At 59.2% G+C, this 15,895-nt stretch carries 15 protein-coding genes; 8 read left to right on the top strand and 7 right to left on the bottom strand.

The window, feature by feature from the left end:
* Positions 1 to 37 precede the first annotated feature (37 nt).
* Positions 38 to 205 carry a metallothionein gene (locus NTD87_RS05345; RefSeq protein ID WP_071554713.1) on the bottom strand — a complete coding sequence of 56 codons (168 nt, stop codon included), beginning with the start codon at positions 203 to 205 and terminating at the stop codon, positions 38 to 40.
* A gap of 310 nt (positions 206 to 515) precedes the next feature.
* Between NTD87_RS05345 and NTD87_RS05340 the strand changes: the two genes are divergently transcribed.
* The gene (locus tag NTD87_RS05340; protein WP_262112396.1) at positions 516 to 1,094 is read left to right on the top strand and encodes a hypothetical protein; all 579 of its coding nucleotides are present in this window, start codon (positions 516 to 518) and stop codon (positions 1,092 to 1,094) included.
* Positions 1,095 to 1,103: 9 nt separating this feature from the next.
* On the opposite strand, the gene NTD87_RS05335 is transcribed toward NTD87_RS05340, so the two are convergent.
* The 3 genes from NTD87_RS05335 to NTD87_RS05325 all read right to left on the bottom strand — a co-directional run bounded on the left by NTD87_RS05335 (position 1,104) and on the right by NTD87_RS05325 (position 3,876).
* Positions 1,104 to 1,814 carry an alpha/beta hydrolase gene (locus NTD87_RS05335; RefSeq protein ID WP_262112394.1) on the bottom strand — a complete coding sequence of 237 codons (711 nt, stop codon included), beginning with the start codon at positions 1,812 to 1,814 and terminating at the stop codon, positions 1,104 to 1,106.
* A gap of 57 nt (positions 1,815 to 1,871) precedes the next feature.
* Complete coding sequence (locus NTD87_RS05330) at positions 1,872 to 2,984, bottom strand: succinylglutamate desuccinylase/aspartoacylase family protein (protein ID WP_262112393.1); 1,113 nt, start codon at positions 2,982 to 2,984, stop codon at positions 1,872 to 1,874.
* A gap of 112 nt (positions 2,985 to 3,096) precedes the next feature.
* Positions 3,097 to 3,876: an ABC transporter substrate-binding protein gene (locus NTD87_RS05325; protein WP_262112391.1), complete on the bottom strand. Its 780-nt coding sequence runs from the start codon at positions 3,874 to 3,876 to the stop codon at positions 3,097 to 3,099.
* A gap of 280 nt (positions 3,877 to 4,156) precedes the next feature.
* On the opposite strand from NTD87_RS05325, the gene NTD87_RS05320 reads away from it, so the two are divergent.
* Positions 4,157 to 4,810, top strand: a complete 654-nt coding sequence (locus NTD87_RS05320) for a type 1 glutamine amidotransferase (protein WP_262112389.1) — start codon at positions 4,157 to 4,159, stop codon at positions 4,808 to 4,810.
* 167 nt (positions 4,811 to 4,977) lie between these two features.
* Here NTD87_RS05320 and NTD87_RS05315 read toward each other — a convergent pair whose 3' ends face one another.
* Entirely contained in the window at positions 4,978 to 5,412 is a 435-nt protein-coding gene (locus NTD87_RS05315; RefSeq protein ID WP_262112387.1) for a rhodanese-like domain-containing protein, read from the bottom strand.
* Between the two features lie 100 nt (positions 5,413 to 5,512).
* On the opposite strand from NTD87_RS05315, the gene ftrA reads away from it, so the two are divergent.
* Positions 5,513 to 6,490: a transcriptional regulator FtrA gene (gene ftrA / locus NTD87_RS05310; protein ID WP_262112385.1), complete on the top strand. Its 978-nt coding sequence runs from the start codon at positions 5,513 to 5,515 to the stop codon at positions 6,488 to 6,490.
* Between the two features lie 86 nt (positions 6,491 to 6,576).
* Here ftrA and NTD87_RS05305 read toward each other — a convergent pair whose 3' ends face one another.
* On the bottom strand, positions 6,577 to 7,806 hold the full coding sequence (locus NTD87_RS05305) for an acyl-CoA dehydrogenase (RefSeq protein WP_262112382.1): 1,230 nt from the start codon (positions 7,804 to 7,806) through the stop codon (positions 6,577 to 6,579).
* A gap of 176 nt (positions 7,807 to 7,982) precedes the next feature.
* Between NTD87_RS05305 and NTD87_RS05300 the strand changes: the two genes are divergently transcribed.
* From NTD87_RS05300 to NTD87_RS05290, 3 genes are all read left to right on the top strand, one after another.
* On the top strand, positions 7,983 to 8,918 hold the full coding sequence (locus NTD87_RS05300) for a LysR family transcriptional regulator (protein ID WP_262112381.1): 936 nt from the start codon (positions 7,983 to 7,985) through the stop codon (positions 8,916 to 8,918).
* Positions 8,919 to 9,016: 98 nt separating this feature from the next.
* The gene (locus NTD87_RS05295; protein ID WP_123426380.1) at positions 9,017 to 9,415 is read left to right on the top strand and encodes a MerR family transcriptional regulator; all 399 of its coding nucleotides are present in this window, start codon (positions 9,017 to 9,019) and stop codon (positions 9,413 to 9,415) included.
* 164 nt (positions 9,416 to 9,579) lie between these two features.
* A complete protein-coding gene (locus NTD87_RS05290; protein WP_262112379.1) occupies positions 9,580 to 10,479 on the top strand; it encodes a hydroxymethylglutaryl-CoA lyase in 900 nt (299 codons plus the stop codon).
* Positions 10,480 to 11,149: 670 nt separating this feature from the next.
* Here NTD87_RS05290 and NTD87_RS05285 read toward each other — a convergent pair.
* Positions 11,150 to 12,847, bottom strand: coding sequence for an AMP-binding protein (locus tag NTD87_RS05285; RefSeq protein WP_262112377.1), 1,698 nt, complete (start codon positions 12,845 to 12,847; stop codon positions 11,150 to 11,152).
* Positions 12,848 to 13,097: 250 nt separating this feature from the next.
* Between NTD87_RS05285 and NTD87_RS05280 the strand changes: the two genes are divergently transcribed.
* The gene (locus NTD87_RS05280; protein ID WP_262112375.1) at positions 13,098 to 14,261 is read left to right on the top strand and encodes an isovaleryl-CoA dehydrogenase; all 1,164 of its coding nucleotides are present in this window, start codon (positions 13,098 to 13,100) and stop codon (positions 14,259 to 14,261) included.
* Positions 14,262 to 14,272: 11 nt separating this feature from the next.
* Entirely contained in the window at positions 14,273 to 15,880 is a 1,608-nt protein-coding gene (locus tag NTD87_RS05275) for a carboxyl transferase domain-containing protein (protein WP_262112373.1), read from the top strand.
* Positions 15,881 to 15,895: the final 15 nt, after the last annotated feature.

Raw genomic sequence — 15,895 nt, 5'->3', positions numbered from 1 at the left:
GTGGAGCGCAAGCGGCTCCACGTTCAGGCAGATGCTTTCAGCCGTGAGCCCCCTTGGCGCATTGGCAACCCGTCGAGGTGCAGGCCTCGCCGTGTTCATGATGCTTGGCGCAGCCTTCACAGCAATAGTGTTTGCCGTGACGGACGATAGAGTGCTCACCCAGTTTGCAGTTGCAGTTAGGGCAGGCGCAGGTCGTTGCTTTCATCAATCTGACTCCATACGTGTGGTCGTCCAGAGGCGGCACCAATACCGCACCTGAAGCAGTGACCGCACGTTGAAAACCGGTTCCGACAACATGATAGGCGGCCCTCGCTCACCTCTTAGGGTAGTCGATGCTACTCACGACCATTGTTGCCATTGAGCGCTCAGTCGAACTGATCCCGACCCTGATGGTCGCCGCGCTGTTCTGATGACCTCACGTCGCCCCTCGCGCCCTGACTCAAGATCGCGCTGGAGTGATCAAGGTTGGCCGTGGGATGATCGCCGCCATAGCGCGATTACCCCGGAGAGTTTGCATGTCGTTTAGTAAAAAAGCCGTTGTCCTGTTCCTGACAGCGGTTACCAGCTTCGCTGCCGTCAGCGTTTACGCCGCCAAGCAACCGGCCACTAAAACCGCACCCGCGCAACAAGTCTCGGCGCTGGGCGGCAAATTCGCGTTCACCCTGCCCCAGGGCTTCATCGCCAACCCACTGGCAGGCGGCGACGACGCCAAGGGTACTTCCGGCGCGTCGGGCACCATGTACACCAACCAGGCAAGCAAAACCGTACTGATCGTCGCCGAAAACACCTTGCCCAACGGCCTGAATGTCAAAGACAACGACGCCACGTTCCTCGATGAGTCGGTGTCCGATTTTGCCACCCAACAACGCGAAGCCTTGCCTGACTTCAATAAACAAAGCGAAAAAAGCCTGACCGTCAAAGGCCTCGGCCTGCGCCAGATCGACAGTACCGCCACCCAGGGCGGTGGGCCGACCCTCAATACCAGCCTGCTGGCCGGCTCCGGCACGCGCATGATGCTGATCCAGATCATCTCCCGCGCCGACGACAAGGCCGGGCATGCGGCACTGGTCAAGCAGATCCTTGGCGACAAGTAAGTGCCCAGGCTACTGATTGATCCGCAGCAACCAGGCGTTCAAATCCTGCATTTCGGTCGCACTGATGGTGTGGCCAATGCCGGGATAAGCATGAAATTCAGGTGTGAGGGCAATGCTCTGCAACAGGCTGCTGGCCTCACTGCCATCGCTGTAGGGCAGCTTCAGGTCGGCCGTGCCGTGACCGATGAAAATCGCCAGCGGCTCAAGCGCCTTGTCGGCCTTGAGCTGCGACCGCAACACCGGTAGCACCTTGCCACTCAACGCCGCAATCCCGCGCACCACGTCGGGATGACGCAAGGCAACTTCATACGACATGATCGCGCCTTGGCTGAACCCCACCAGAAACACCTTATCGGCCTCGGTGTGATACTTCTTCGCCGCCTGCGCCACGAAATCGACAATCAGCGCGCTGCTGCTGTTCAGATCGTCGGTATCACCGTCATAAGCGCCTTCGCCCTTCTTGCGAAACCACTGATAACTGTCCTCCTCCACCGCCTGCGGCGCCCGCACTGACAGGTACGTGTACTGCGACGGCAACTCGTCCTTGATGTCGAACAGGTCCTCTTCGTTACTGCCGGAACCGTGGAGAAAAATCACCAACGGCTGATTGCGCGAATCAGGGTTCGATTGCTCAAGGTATGACAACGGTAAATCATCGTTGAGCGCCGCGTGGGCAACAGAAGACACCATCAACATCAACACCGCAAAAAACCTGAACATGGACCTTCCTTCGAAAAAACGCTGAATTCTCGCAATAGCCTGACGTTGAGCTCAAGCTCAATCGTTGATCAACTTTCCAACCCGGATCGCCTCCCTTCCTGCCACCTTCGCCTGCCAGGTCCCCGGCTGTGTATACCGCCCACGATCCAGCGCAAACAACACCCCACTGGTCCCGGCACACACCACTGTGACCCGATCACTCAACGGATCGACCACCTCGAACAACGCATCGCCCTTCTCGACCCACTCACCCGCCTCACGCAGAAAACTCACCACCCCGTGATGCGGTGCAAACAGATACTCCGTCCCCTCGAACGGCATCCCCTCACAGCACTCACTGGGTGCCTGCGGCCACTGCCCGGCAATAAACCCCTGCTCTGCCAGGAACCCAAGGATCGCCTCGCAATTGGCCTGAGCCTGATCGACCCGCGTGTCGCCCATGCTTCCCAACTCCAGCGTCGTCGCCAGGTTGGCCGGCGGAATCGCCGCCTGAGGAAAGGCTCTGGCCAGCCGCAACCACGGTGACGAACAGGACTCGTCAAACGAACTGCCACCGGAGTCTTCGCACAACAACGCTACGCCAGCCTTCAACCGCGCGGCCAAAGACTGCCACTGCGGCCAGTGTTGCGGCAGCGCATAAATGTGGATCGCCGCCTCGAAATCGCAATGCAAATCCAGGGTGATGTCGGCCTCACAGGCATGACGCAGCAGCAACCGATGCAAGGCTTCCAACTGCGAAGCCGGCGCTGGCAATCGATCGAGGACCTGACCCATGGTCTGGCGGATCAACGCAATGTTGGCGTCGGCGTCGCTGCCCAACTGTGAGCCGATCAACGCCCCCACCGGCCCGCTGAGCTCGTAGAAAGCCCGATTGAAATTCTTCCCGCTGCCCAGCTCGAAACGCCCCATGTGGGCGCTTTGCAGGTGCTGGTCCAGGCCAATCGGGTTGGCCACCGGCACCAGTTCGATAACGCCCTTGAGCTGGCCCTGGGCTTCGAGTTCGGTGAGACGCTTTTTCAACTCCCAGGCCGTGCGCATGCCCGGCAGCTCATCGGCGTGCAGGCTGGCCTGAATGTAGACCTTGCGTGCGCCGGCGCCAAAACGAAACACACTGAGGCTACGCTCGGTGCCAAGGTGGCTCCAGGGCAGTGGATGGTCGATACGTTGCATGATGAGCTCCCGGGTCAGGCTACTGCGGGTGAGATGTCGCGCAGGGTAAATCAAACACACATAAAAAAGGTGGCCACTGCGTCAACAGTAGCCACCTTTTTGAACGGTGAAATTATTTGCCGTAAACGTCGAACTTGAAGTATTTGTCCTGCACTTGCTTGTACTTGCCGTTGGCGCGGATTTCATTGATGGCGGTATTGAACTTGCTCGCCAGCTCCGTATCGCCTTTGCGCACAGCAATACCGGCACCACCGCCAAAGTACTTGGCATCTTCGTATTCCGGGCCTACGAACGCGAAGCCTTTGCCGGCGTCGGTTTTCAGGAAGCCGTCGTCAAGGTTCACCGAATCCGCCAGCATTGCGTCGAGGCGACCTGAGGTCATGTCCAGGTTGGCTTCCTGCTGGGAGCCATAGCGCACCAGGCTGATACCGGCCGGCACCAGCACTTCAGTGGCAAAGCGGTCGTGGGTACTGGCGCGCAGCACACCGACTTTCTTGCCCTTGAGTTCGGTCAGCGGGTCCTTGATGTTGGTACCTTCCTTCATCACGAAACGTGCCGGGGTGTGGTAGTACTTGATAGTGAAGTCGACGTTTTTCTTGCGGTCGTCGGTGATGGTCATGGACGACAGGATCGCGTCGATTTTCTTGACCTTGAGCGCCGGGATCAGGCCATCGAACTCTTGCTCGACCCAGGTACATTTCACTTTCATCTGCTCACACAGCGCATCGCCGATGTCCACGTCAAAACCGGTCAGTTTGCCGTCGGGGGTCTTCATCGAAAATGGCGGGTAGCCCGCTTCGATCCCCAGACGGATCGGCTTGGCATCTTCGGCCACGGCCGACAGGGACAACACGGACAGTGCCAGAGCACCGAACATCACTAGCTTCTTCATTTATAACTCCTGTGTGCGGAGACTCTTATTGGCAGCATTCGATGGATAGCTTGTGGCTAGTATTTATCGAAGTGGCCGGCAGTCTAGAGCTGCACCCAGGATGCAAATTGTGTATATGCGACAAATAGTTATAAAAAAGTAGCGAAGGTATTTCTCGCGGTAATTGCAGGCGCCAGAGCGGTACAACGGCCTTCAGAAACGCCTCGCTTTCAGTCAAGATGCCGCACATTCCGACGGAAAAAGCCGACCGTACAACTCACCGCTACCTGAGATCCGAACCATGCCCGAGTACTCGAACTCGTTGAACCTGATCCAGCACCACCCCGCCGAAGGCCCGGGCGCAATTGACGATTGGGCCGAGTCCCGGGGACTGACGCTGAAGGTGTTTCGCGCCGACCTCGGTCAGTTACCGCACGCAGGCGCTGCACCGGTGATTATTCTGGGCGGGCCTTATGAAGCTAACGCAGGTCCCGAGTGGCTGGCCGAGGAACGTCGGTGGCTGGCCGCTAGTCTCGCACAGGGCGCACCGGTGTTCGCCATTTGCCTGGGCGCGCAGTTGCTGGCCTTGAGCCTGGGTGGGAACGTACGGCGAATGGCCCGGCCCGAAACCGGCTGGACCTCGCTGGCGTTTGCCGATGGGCGCGCATTGAAGGTGCTGGAATGGCATGAGGATGCGATTGATCTGCCGCCAGACGCACGGTTGCTGGCCAGCAGCGCCCTGTGTGAACAGCAGATGTACGCCGTGGGCTCGACCCACGTGGGATTGCAGTTTCACCCGGAATGGAATGCCGAATCGGTCGCGCTACTCAACACCCACTTCGGCGAAGAGTCGCCCCTGCCGCGGGATCAGGACGACAGCGCCGCTTACCGCCAGGTGTTCGACTGGTTGCAGGCGACGCTGGATGAGTGGCGTGCGGCCGCGTCGGGGGCCTGACACACCCTGTAGCAGCTGTCGAGCTTGCGAGGCTGCGTTCGAGGACGAAGTCCTCGTAAATCCTGAACCCGCGGTTTGCCTGGAAGAGCGCATTGCCTGATTCAACGACTGCTCCGCAGCCGAACGCAGCCTCGCAAGCTCGACAGCTGCTACAGGGCATCAAAGGCTCAGCACTCGCATCCGATTGCCGCACTGGCTGACAGCTCAGCCAGGCGGCTCAACTCAAAACCTTCATCCAGCCACCCCGTCACTCCGCCGATCATTTCCTTGACCGGGTATTCCAGCGCCGCAAGCTTCACCGCAGCCTTGTTGGCGCCGTTGCAGTGTGGGCCGGCGCAATACACCACGAACAGCGTGGTTTTCGGGTAAGCCGCCAATAAATCAGCAGTGATCAAGCGCCCCGGGATATTGATCGCGCCTGGCACATGGCCGCGCTCGAAAGCCAGCGGACTGCGTACATCCACTAGAACGAAATCCACGTCACCCGCCTGCTGGCTGCCAAAAACGTCGGAACAGTCGGTTTCAAAGGTCAGGCGGTTGCTGAAGTGCATCAGGGCAACGGCGGATGGAGCGGCAGGAATCTCGCGAACCAGACTGGTCATGGGTGTTCTCCAAAGCGTGTGTGGGTGTGAGAGGACTGTATCCAACTCGCCGATACCGCTACAGTGGCGCACAAGACACTCACTGGGAATTTTCCGCCAAATGCACACTGAACCCGGATTAGTCGCGATACTGGCCTACGACGGTCTCTGCACCTTCGAGTTCGGGATTGCCGTGGAGATCTTCGGACTGGCGCGGCCGGAGTTTGATTTCCCCTGGTACGAACACCGGATCGTCGCTGTCGATCAGGGACCGATGCGCGCCATGGGCGGCATTCAGGTACTGGCGGACGGCGGCATGGAACTGCTGGAAACCGCGAGAACTATCATCATCCCCGGCTGGCGCGGTCGCAGCGATCCGATACCCGAAGCGCTGCTCACAGCCCTGCGCCAGGCCCATGCCCGAGGCGCGCGGCTGCTCTCGATCTGTTCCGGGGTGTTTGTGCTGGCAGCCACCGGCCTACTCGACGGACTGAGCGCAACGACTCACTGGCGTTATACCGAGGAACTGGCCGAACGCTTCCCGAACATTCTGGTCGACCCCGACGTGCTGTACGTTGATTCGGGCCAGGTGATCACCTCTGCCGGCAGCGCCGCCGGCATTGATGCGTGCCTGCATCTGGTAGCGCGGGACTTCGGCACGCAAGTCGCCAATTCGGTAGCACGTCGTTTGGTGATGTCGCCGCAACGCACCGGTGGCCAGGCACAGTTCATTCCCGCCCCCGTCAGCCGCACGCCGCGCAGCGATCTGTCGCGCGTCATGCAGTGGGCGCGCGAACGCTTGCATGAACCGCTGGGCGTACGCGAATTGGCGAGCCAGGCGGCCATGAGCGAGCGAACGTTTCTGCGACGGTTCAGCGAAGCCACTGGCGCTTCACCCAAATCCTGGCTGCAGCAGCAACGTCTGGCGCGTGCACGGGAGTTGCTGGAAAGCAGCGCCCACAACACCGAGTCCATCGCGCTGCAATGTGGTTACCGTTCGGTGGAGAGTTTCCGCGTGGCGTTTCGCAGCGTAGTCGGGCTGCCGCCGTCGGTGTATCGGGAGCGGTTTGGCCGCGAGGTGAAAGCGCTGTCGGTGTGATCGCGCTCGATTGAAGAGCGGCTGGAAATGCGATCACCCGCAAACACAGCAACACTGCGCTTGCGGGTGAGGTACAACATCGGGACTCAGTGCCCGCTGCGCAGCATTTCTTTCGGCACGTATTTGCCGATTTCAAACTTGCCGATCGCCGCACGGTGCACTTCGTCCGGGCCGTCGGCCAGACGCAGCGTACGTTGCATGGCGTACATGTAGGCCAGCGGGAAATCGTTGGAAACCCCCGCGCCACCGTGGATCTGGATCGCCCGGTCGATCACCTTCAAGGCGACGTTTGGCGCAACCACCTTGATCTGGGCGATCTCGCTTTTCGCCACTTTGTTGCCCACGGTGTCCATCATGTAGGCCGCTTTGAGTGTCAGCAGCCGTGCCATGTCGATTTCCATCCGCGAGTCGGCAATCTTGTCGATATTACCGCCCAAGCGCGCCAGCGGTTTGCCGAATGCGGTGCGGCTGACCGAACGTTTGCACATCAATTCCAGTGCCCGCTCCGCCATGCCGATCGAACGCATGCAGTGGTGAATCCGGCCCGGGCCAAGGCGCCCCTGGGCGATCTCGAAACCACGGCCCTCACCCAACAGTACGCTCTCATAAGGTACACGGACGTTCTCGAACAGCACTTCGGCGTGACCGTGAGGCGCGTCGTCGTAGCCGAACACCGGCAGTGGACGGACGATCTTCACGCCCGGCGTATCTACCGGCACCAGAATCATCGAGTGCTGCTGATGACGCGGTGCGTCGGGGTTGCTCAGCCCCATGAAAATCAGGATTTTGCAGCGTGGATCGCACGCGCCGGAGGTCCACCATTTCTTGCCGTTGATCACCCACTCGTCACCGTCGCGCTCGGCACGGGCGGCCATGTTGGTGGCGTCAGAAGAGGCGACGTCCGGCTCGGTCATGGCGAACGCCGAACGGATCTCGCCGCGCAGCAGCGGTTCCAGCCAGCGTTGCTTTTGCTCTTCATTGGCGTAGCGCACCAGCACTTCCATGTTGCCGGTGTCCGGTGCCGAGCAGTTGAACGGCTCAGGCCCGAGCAAGGAGCGGCCCATGATTTCCGCCAAGGGCGCGTATTCCAGGTTGGTCAGGCCGGCGCCCAGTTCTGATTCCGGCAAAAACAGGTTCCACAAGCCTTCGGCCTTGGCCTTGTTTTTCAGCTCTTCCATGATCGCGGTCGGCTGCCAGCGATCACCTTCGGCGACCTGGCGTTCGAACACCGCTTCGGCTGGATAAACATAAGCATCCATGAACGCAGTCACGCGTTCACGCAGTTCCTGAACCTTGGGCGAATAGGCGAAATCCATGGGCGGTTACCTTTTTTGACGAGGTGTTGAAGACGTTGTTGAGGTCATGAATCGATGCTAGATCAGCGTTGATAATTTACCTAGCCTATTCTCGGCGTGTATTAACATTCATCACCGATATATGATCGACTGATCGAGCCACCTGCTCCTATAACAAAAGCCAAGAGCGAAACGCCATGAATCTAAGCAAGGTCGACCTCAACCTTTTCATCGTCTTTGACGCGATCTACACCGAAGCCAACCTGACCCGCGCCGGACAGATTGTCGGCATTACCCAGCCGGCGGTGTCGAACGCTCTGGCCCGTTTGCGCGAGACTTTCAACGACCCGTTGTTCGTGCGTACGGCCCAGGGCATGGTGCCTACGCCCATGGCGCAAAACATCATCGGCCCGGTGCGCAACGCCCTGTCGTTGCTGCGGGTGTCGGTGCAGGAAAGCCGGATTTTCAACCCGCTGCAGGCGGTCAAGACCTATCGCATCAGCATGACCGACCTCACCGAGGCGGTGATCCTGCCGCCGCTGTTCCAGCGCCTGCGGCGTCTGGCGCCGACGGTGATCATCGAAAGTTTTCTGTCCAAACGCCGCGAGACCACCAAGGAGCTCGCCGCCGGCCGCCTGGACTTTGCCGTCGATGCACCGCTCAACACTGACCCGCAAGTACGCCACGTCAAACTGATGGAAGATCGCTACGTGTGCGCCATGCGCAAGGGCCATCCCCTGGCGAGCAAGGAAAAATTCACCCTCGACGACTACCTGTCACTGACCCACATTCACATTTCCAGCCGTCGTAGCGGCTTGGGCTATGTCGACCTGGCGCTGGGCAAAATGGGTATCCAGCGCAAGATCGCCCTGCGTTCGCAGCATTATCTGATGGCCTCCCAGGTGTTGCAGCAGACCGACATGGTGATGACTGTGCCAGAGCGTTTCGCCCGCCGTCATGACCTGCACGCCTTCAATCTGCCGGTCAATGATGTACCGCCGGTGGAAACCCACCTCTATTGGCACGAAAGCACCGACCAGGACCCGGCCAACCGCTGGATGCGCGAGCAGATGATCGAGTTGTGCCAGCAGGTGACGGCGCATGAGAAGAAGCTGGATAAGCCGTTGGCTTGAGAAAGATCAAAAGATCGCAGGCTGCGATCTTTTCCTCCTTGACGTTAACGTCAACCTGACATTAGCTTAGCGTCATGACCTCTTTTTCGAGCGCGCCCATGAGCAGCCAGACCTACAGCATTTCCGATCTCGCCCGCGAGCTCGACATCACCACCCGCGCCATTCGCTTTTACGAAGAGCAAGGCTTGCTCAGCCCTGAGCGCCGCGGCCAGGAACGCATCTACTCGCCACGCGACAAGGTCAGCCTGAAGCTGATCCTGCGCGGCAAGCGCATCGGCTTTTCCCTGGCCGAATGCCGCGAACTGATCGAACTCTACGACCCCACCAGCGGTAATCAAAAACAGCTGCACAGCATGCTGGCGAAAATCACCGAACGCCGTGAACAGCTTGAACAGCAACTGCTGGACATCGAGCAGATGAAACTGGAACTCGACACCGCCGAAGAGCGCTGCGTCCAGGCGCTGGAACAGACGATCAAGAGTCAGCAGGTCGTTTAGCAGGTATATGCAATCCACTGTGGGAGCGAGCTTGCTCGCGATGACGGACTGTCAGCCAGCATCAATGTTGAATATCACGCCCTCATCGTCGGATCGCCGCCCGGAGCAAGCTCGCTCCCACAAGGCTCTCTGAACATTCAAATAATCACAACAGGTCCATTGCCATGTCCCTCCCCACCCACGTACGCCTGATCGAAGTCGGCCCACGCGACGGTCTGCAGAACGAAGCCCAACCCATCAGTGTCGCGGACAAGGTGCGGTTGGTCGATGCACTCAGTGCCGCCGGCCTAGGCTATATAGAAGTCGGCAGTTTCGTTTCGCCTAAATGGGTGCCGCAAATGGCCGGCTCGGCCGAGGTTTTCGCGCAGATCCAGCGCAAACCCGGCGTGACCTACGGCGCACTGGCGCCAAACCTGCGCGGGTTCGAAGACGCGATCGCTGCCGGGGTCAAGGAGGTCGCGGTATTCGCGGCTGCGTCCGAAGCCTTCTCGCAACGCAACATCAATTGCTCGATCAGCGAAAGCCTGGAGCGTTTCGTACCGATCATGGACGCCGCCAAACAACACGGGGTCAGCGTGCGCGGTTATGTGTCCTGTGTACTCGGCTGCCCTTACGAGGGCGATGTAGCGCCTGCACAAGTCGCCCTGGTCGCGCGCGAGCTGTACGCCATGGGCTGCTACGAAGTTTCCCTCGGTGACACCATCGGCACCGGTACCGCTGGCGCAACACGCAAAATGTTCGAAGTGGTGTCAGCCGACGTGCCACGGGACAAACTGGCCGGGCATTTCCACGACACCTACGGCCAGGCCATGGCCAACATCTACGCCAGCCTGCTGGAAGGGATCGCGGTGTTCGACAGCTCCATCGCCGGCCTCGGCGGCTGCCCGTACGCCAAGGGCGCCAGCGGCAACGTCGCCACCGAAGACGTGCTGTACCTGCTCAACGGGCTGGGCATCGAGACCGGCGTCGACATGGAAAAACTGATCCTGGCCGGCCAGCAGATCTGCACCGTGCTGGGCCGCACTACCGGTTCGCGTGTGGCGAAGGCCCGCAGCGCGAAGTGATGTGTCGGGGGTGTTACCGCCCCCGCAACAAAACGAGTAACACGGAAACAATCTGACCGAATTTTTATGAACGATTTGTCCTACAAAATGTTAATTACTTGATTTTAAAGGATTTTTTAAACTTGGCACGGCTTCTGCTATCTCTATGGCATAACAAGAATAAAAAGCAGCAAACCAAATAAAAATAAGACGTAACGACTCTGACATAACAAGAACAACACGGCAGAGACGCAGCTAACAGATTTTTTTGGAGAAGGTGTGCTTTTCAGGGTGCTGCTTGCAGTAACCCGCAACCGGGCAGAGAACAATAAAACTACCTTCAGGTAGCTCCCGAACTGGTTGGATCGCTTGGCGAAAAAGCAGGTCAGCGCTCAAAAAAATACGTTTGCTCTTGACCCCGGATGGGGGTCGCCCAAAACAGCTGTAAAGGGTCACGGTTGCCAAAAACAACAACAGACCGCCCCTTAATAATAAAAAAAGAGCACGCAATAAAAAATTAAAGGGGAGCTTCGGCTCCCCTTTGTGCTGTCTGGCATTTGGGTTTTTAGCCGCTTATCCTGTGGGAGCGGGCTTGCTCGCGAAGGGGGCGTCACATCCAGCATTGATGTGACGGATAGACCGCTTTCGTTGGATCGCCGCCCGGAGCAAGCCAGCTCCCACAGGGTTGTGGTCAGCCCTTGTTGACCTTCAACTCCTCGATACTGATCTCACGCATCCGGAACTTCTGGATCTTGCCGGTCACGGTCATCGGAAATTCCTCGACGAACTTGAAGTAACGCGGCGTCTTGAAGTGCGCAATGCGCGCCTTGCACCAGGTTTGCAGCTCCAGTTCGCTAGCGCTGTGACCGGGATGAAATTTGATCCAGGCGACGATTTCTTCACCGTACTTCTCGCTGGGAATGCCGATAATCTGCACATCTGCCACTGCCGGATGGGTAAAGAAGAACTCTTCCAGCTCACGCGGGTAAATATTCTCACCACCGCGAATAATCATGTCCTTGTTACGCCCGGCGATGCAGACGTAGCCATTTTCGTTCATGGTCGCCAGATCACCCGTGTGCATCCAGCCAGCCTGATCGATCGCCTCGGCCGTACTCTGCGGGTTGTTCCAGTAACCGAGCATCACGCTGTAACCGCGAGTGCACAGCTCGCCGATGGTGCCACGGGGAACCGGATTGCCCGCTTCATCGATGATTTTACTTTCCAGTTGTGGCTGGGTACGGCCGACGGTGGTGACGCGCAGTTCCAGGTCGTCTGACGGACCAGTCTGTAACGACACCGGACTGGTTTCCGTCATGCCGTAGGCAATCTGCACTTCGCTCATGTGCATCTCGCTGATAACCCGGCGCATGACTTCAATCGGACAGGTCGCCCCGGCCATGATCCCGGTACGCAACGTCGACAGGTCGAACTCAGCACGGCGCGGTTGATCGAGCATGGCAATAAACATGGTGGGCACACCGTACAACGCGGTCGCTTTCTCTTGTGCAACGGTGGTCAGCGTCAGTAACGGATCGAAAGCGTCGTTGGGGTAAATCATGGTGCTGCCATGGGTGACGCAACCCAAATTGCCCATGACCATGCCGAAACAGTGATACAGCGGCACCGGGATAACCAGACGGTCATTGGCGGTCAGCCCGAGGCTTTCGCCGACCATGTAACCGTTGTTGAGGATGTTGTAGTGACTAAGGGTCGCACCTTTGGGAAAACCGGTGGTGCCGGAGGTGTATTGAATGTTCACCGCCTGGTCGAAATGCAGGCTGTTTTGGCGTGCCTTGAGCTGTTCGACCGGCACCCCGGCGCCAAGGTCCGCCAGCTGCGACCACGGCAGGAAACCTGATGGCGGCTGCGCGTCGAGGCTGATTACACCGCGCAAATCCGGCAGGCGCTCAGATTGCAAACGGCCGATGGATTGTTCGGCCAGTTCCGGCACCAGGCCTTGTAACATCGCGTGGTAATCGGAAGTCTTGAACGACCCGGCACACACCAGCCATTGGCAGCCGGACTGTTTCAGTGCGTACTCGAGTTCGGAACTGCGGTAAGCCGGATTGATGTTGACCAGAATCACCCCGATCTTCGCGCTGGCGAACTGGCTGATGCACCACTGGGCACAGTTGGGTGCCCAGATACCGAGACGATCCCCCGTCTGCAAGCCCAGCGCCAGCAGTGCTCTGGCGTGCAAATCGACGACTTGCGCCAATTGCGCCCAGCTGTAGCGAAGTTGCTGATGGCACACCACCAAAGCTTCGCCCTGGGGGTACTTAGCGACAGTGTTATCGAATGCCTGACCAATGGTCATCGCCAGCAAGGCTTTGTCCTGCGAACCACGGCTGTAGCTGTGCTGTGGGTGAGCACTGTGTTGATCCATGACGACCCCTATTGTCTTTTTTAGTGGGTGAGACGGTTGAACCTTTGCAGGTACCAGGCTTACCTGTTCCTTCGTAATCGGTTCTATTTTCAACCTCGAAACTGCCTCTACTCTCGCTCAAGTTGACGTTAACGTAAAGGGTGATTGACAGCCATTCGTCACAGGCTTACGTTAACGTAAAGGTGACAGTCGATTCGGCGTACTTTGCAGGCCGATTCTCCATTTATAAAAACAAGTTTGAAGGTGCCCCATGAGCTATCCGACCCTGAACTTTGCCCTCGGCGAAACCATCGACATGCTGCGTGACCAGGTGCGCGCCTTCGTCAACAAAGAGATCGCCCCGCGCGCAGCACAGATCGATATCGATAACCTGTTCCCTGCTGACCTGTGGCGCAAATTCGGCGACATGGGGTTGCTGGGGATTACCGTTCCAGAAGAATACGGCGGTGCCGGCCTGGGCTATCTGGCGCACGTGGTGGCCATGGAAGAAATCAGCCGCGGCTCGGCCTCGGTCGCCCTTTCCTACGGCGCTCACTCCAACCTCTGCGTTAACCAGATCAACCGCAACGGCAACCACGAACAGAAAACCAAGTACCTGCCCAAGCTGATCAGCGGCGAGCACATCGGCGCCCTGGCCATGAGCGAGCCGAACGCCGGTTCCGACGTGGTTTCGATGAAACTGCGCGCCGACAAACGCGGCGACCATTACGTGCTCAACGGTAGCAAGACCTGGATCACCAACGGTCCGGACGCCAACACCTATGTGATCTACGCCAAGACCGACCTGGAAAAGGGTGCGCATGGCATCACCGCCTTTATCGTCGAACGCGACTGGAAAGGCTTCAGCCGCAGCAACAAATTCGACAAGCTCGGCATGCGCGGTTCGAACACCTGCGAGCTGTTCTTCGACGACGTTGAAGTCCCGGAAGAAAATATCCTCGGCATCCTGAACGGTGGCGTGAAAGTGCTGATGAGCGGCCTCGACTACGAGCGCGTGGTGCTTTCCGGCGGCCCGACCGGGATCATGCAAGCCTGCATGGACCTCATCGTTCCGTACATCCACGACCGCAAACAGTTCGGCCAGAGCATCGGCGAATTCCAGTTGATCCAGGGCAAAGTCGCCGACATGTACACCCAACTCAATGCCAGCCGCGCCTACCTGTACGCAGTAGCTCAGGCCTGCGAGCGTGGCGAAACCACCCGCAAGGACGCTGCCGGTGTGATCCTCTACAGCGCCGAGTGCGCCACACAAATGGCCCTCGACGCGATCCAGATTCTGGGCGGCAACGGCTACATCAACGAATTCCCGGCTGGCCGTCTGCTGCGTGACGCCAAGCTGTATGAAATCGGCGCGGGCACCAGTGAGATCCGTCGCATGCTGATCGGCCGCGAACTCTTCAACGAAACCCGCTAACGGAGCTGTCCATGGCAATCCTGCACACCCAGCTCAACCCACGTTCGGCGGAGTTCGCCAGCAACAGCGCGGCGATGCTTGCCCAGGTCGACGCCCTGCACACCCTGCTCGCCCAGGTCCAGCAAGGCGGCGGCGCCAAGGCTCAGGAACGACATACTTCACGGGGCAAACTGCTGCCCCGCGAGCGGATCAATCGCCTGCTCGACCCAGGTTCGCCCTTTCTGGAAATCAGCCAACTGGCCGCGTACCAGGTTTACGGTGAGGACGTTCCCGCCGCTGGAGTGATCGCCGGCATCGGCCGAGTCGAAGGCGTCGAATGCATGATCGTCGCCAACGACGCCACGGTGAAAGGCGGTTCGTACTACCCGCTGACGGTAAAAAAACACCTGCGCGCCCAGACCATCGCCCAGCAGAATCGCCTGCCATGCATCTACCTGGTGGACTCTGGCGGCGCCAATTTGCCGCGTCAGGATGAAGTGTTCCCGGACCGTGAACACTTTGGGCGGATTTTCTTCAACCAGGCCAACATGAGCGCCATGGGCATCCCGCAGATTGCCGTGGTCATGGGCTCCTGCACCGCCGGTGGTGCTTATGTGCCAGCCATGGCCGATGAAGCGATCATGGTCCGTCAGCAGGCAACGATTTTCCTCGCTGGCCCGCCGTTGGTGAAGGCTGCTACCGGTGAAGTGGTCAGCGCCGAAGACCTCGGCGGTGCCGATGTGCACTGCAAGATTTCCGGTGTGGCCGACCACTATGCCGACAGCGACGAACACGCGCTGGCCTTGGCTCGACGCAGCGTCGCCAACCTCAACTGGCGCAAGCTCGGCGAATTGCAGCAACGCACACCGATCGCCCCACTGTTCGCCAGCGATGAGCTGTACGGCGTAGTGCCGGCCGATGCCAAGCAGCCGTTCGATGTACGTGAAGTCATCGCCCGCCTGGTCGACGGCTCGGTGTTCGATGAGTTCAAGGCGCTGTTTGGTACGACGCTGGTCTGCGGTTTCGCGCATCTGCACGGCTACCCGATCGCAATTCTCGCCAACAACGGCATCCTCTTCGCCGAGGCCGCACAGAAAGGCGCGCACTTCATCGAACTGGCGTGCCAGCGCGGGATTCCATTGCTGTTCCTGCAAAACATCACCGGCTTCATGGTCGGTCAGAAATACGAAGCCGGCGGCATCGCCAAGCATGGCGCAAAACTGGTCACCGCCGTGGCCTGCGCCAAAGTACCGAAATTCACCGTGATCATCGGCGGCAGCTTCGGCGCCGGTAACTACGGCATGTGCGGACGGGCCTACGATCCGCGGTTCCTGTGGATGTGGCCGAACGCGCGAATCGGCGTGATGGGCGCCGAACAAGCCGCAGGCGTGCTGGTGCAGGTCAAGCGCGAACAAGCCGAGCGCAGTGGCCAAGGCTTCAGCGCCGAGCAGGAAGCCGAGATCAAACAACCGATCCTCGACCAGTACGAAGAGCAGGGTCACCCCTACTACTCCAGCGCCCGGTTGTGGGACGACGGCGTCATTGACCCCGCGCAAACCCGCGACGTGCTGGCCCTGGCCTTGTCCGCATCGCTGAATGCACCTATCGAACCGAGCCGCTTCGGCGTGTTCCGCATGTAATCTGGAGCCAGACGA

Origin of the sequence: Pseudomonas sp. 6D_7.1_Bac1 (genome assembly GCF_025465945.1) — a bacterium.
GTDB lineage: Bacteria > Pseudomonadota > Gammaproteobacteria > Pseudomonadales > Pseudomonadaceae > Aquipseudomonas.
The sequence above is the reverse complement of the archived record's forward strand: the minus strand, read 5'-3'. Positions and strand labels throughout refer to the sequence as shown.

Coding starts and splice junctions, on each gene's coding strand:
- NTD87_RS05340 (WP_262112396.1), top strand. CDS start 516: ATGTCGTTTAGTAAAAAAGCCGTTGTCCTGTTCCTGACAGCGGTTACC.
- NTD87_RS05300 (WP_262112381.1), top strand. CDS start 7,983: ATGAATCTAAGCAAGGTCGACCTCAACCTTTTCATCGTCTTTGACGCG.
- NTD87_RS05285 (WP_262112377.1), bottom strand. CDS start 12,847: ATGGATCAACACAGTGCTCACCCACAGCACAGCTACAGCCGTGGTTCG.
- NTD87_RS05280 (WP_262112375.1), top strand. CDS start 13,098: ATGAGCTATCCGACCCTGAACTTTGCCCTCGGCGAAACCATCGACATG.
- NTD87_RS05325 (WP_262112391.1), bottom strand. CDS start 3,876: ATGAAGAAGCTAGTGATGTTCGGTGCTCTGGCACTGTCCGTGTTGTCC.
- NTD87_RS05305 (WP_262112382.1), bottom strand. CDS start 7,806: ATGGATTTCGCCTATTCGCCCAAGGTTCAGGAACTGCGTGAACGCGTG.
- NTD87_RS05315 (WP_262112387.1), bottom strand. CDS start 5,412: ATGACCAGTCTGGTTCGCGAGATTCCTGCCGCTCCATCCGCCGTTGCC.
- NTD87_RS05345 (WP_071554713.1), bottom strand. CDS start 205: ATGAAAGCAACGACCTGCGCCTGCCCTAACTGCAACTGCAAACTGGGT.
- NTD87_RS05275 (WP_262112373.1), top strand. CDS start 14,273: ATGGCAATCCTGCACACCCAGCTCAACCCACGTTCGGCGGAGTTCGCC.
- NTD87_RS05320 (WP_262112389.1), top strand. CDS start 4,157: ATGCCCGAGTACTCGAACTCGTTGAACCTGATCCAGCACCACCCCGCC.
- NTD87_RS05335 (WP_262112394.1), bottom strand. CDS start 1,814: ATGTTCAGGTTTTTTGCGGTGTTGATGTTGATGGTGTCTTCTGTTGCC.
- ftrA (WP_262112385.1), top strand. CDS start 5,513: ATGCACACTGAACCCGGATTAGTCGCGATACTGGCCTACGACGGTCTC.
- NTD87_RS05330 (WP_262112393.1), bottom strand. CDS start 2,984: ATGCAACGTATCGACCATCCACTGCCCTGGAGCCACCTTGGCACCGAG.
- NTD87_RS05295 (WP_123426380.1), top strand. CDS start 9,017: ATGAGCAGCCAGACCTACAGCATTTCCGATCTCGCCCGCGAGCTCGAC.
- NTD87_RS05290 (WP_262112379.1), top strand. CDS start 9,580: ATGTCCCTCCCCACCCACGTACGCCTGATCGAAGTCGGCCCACGCGAC.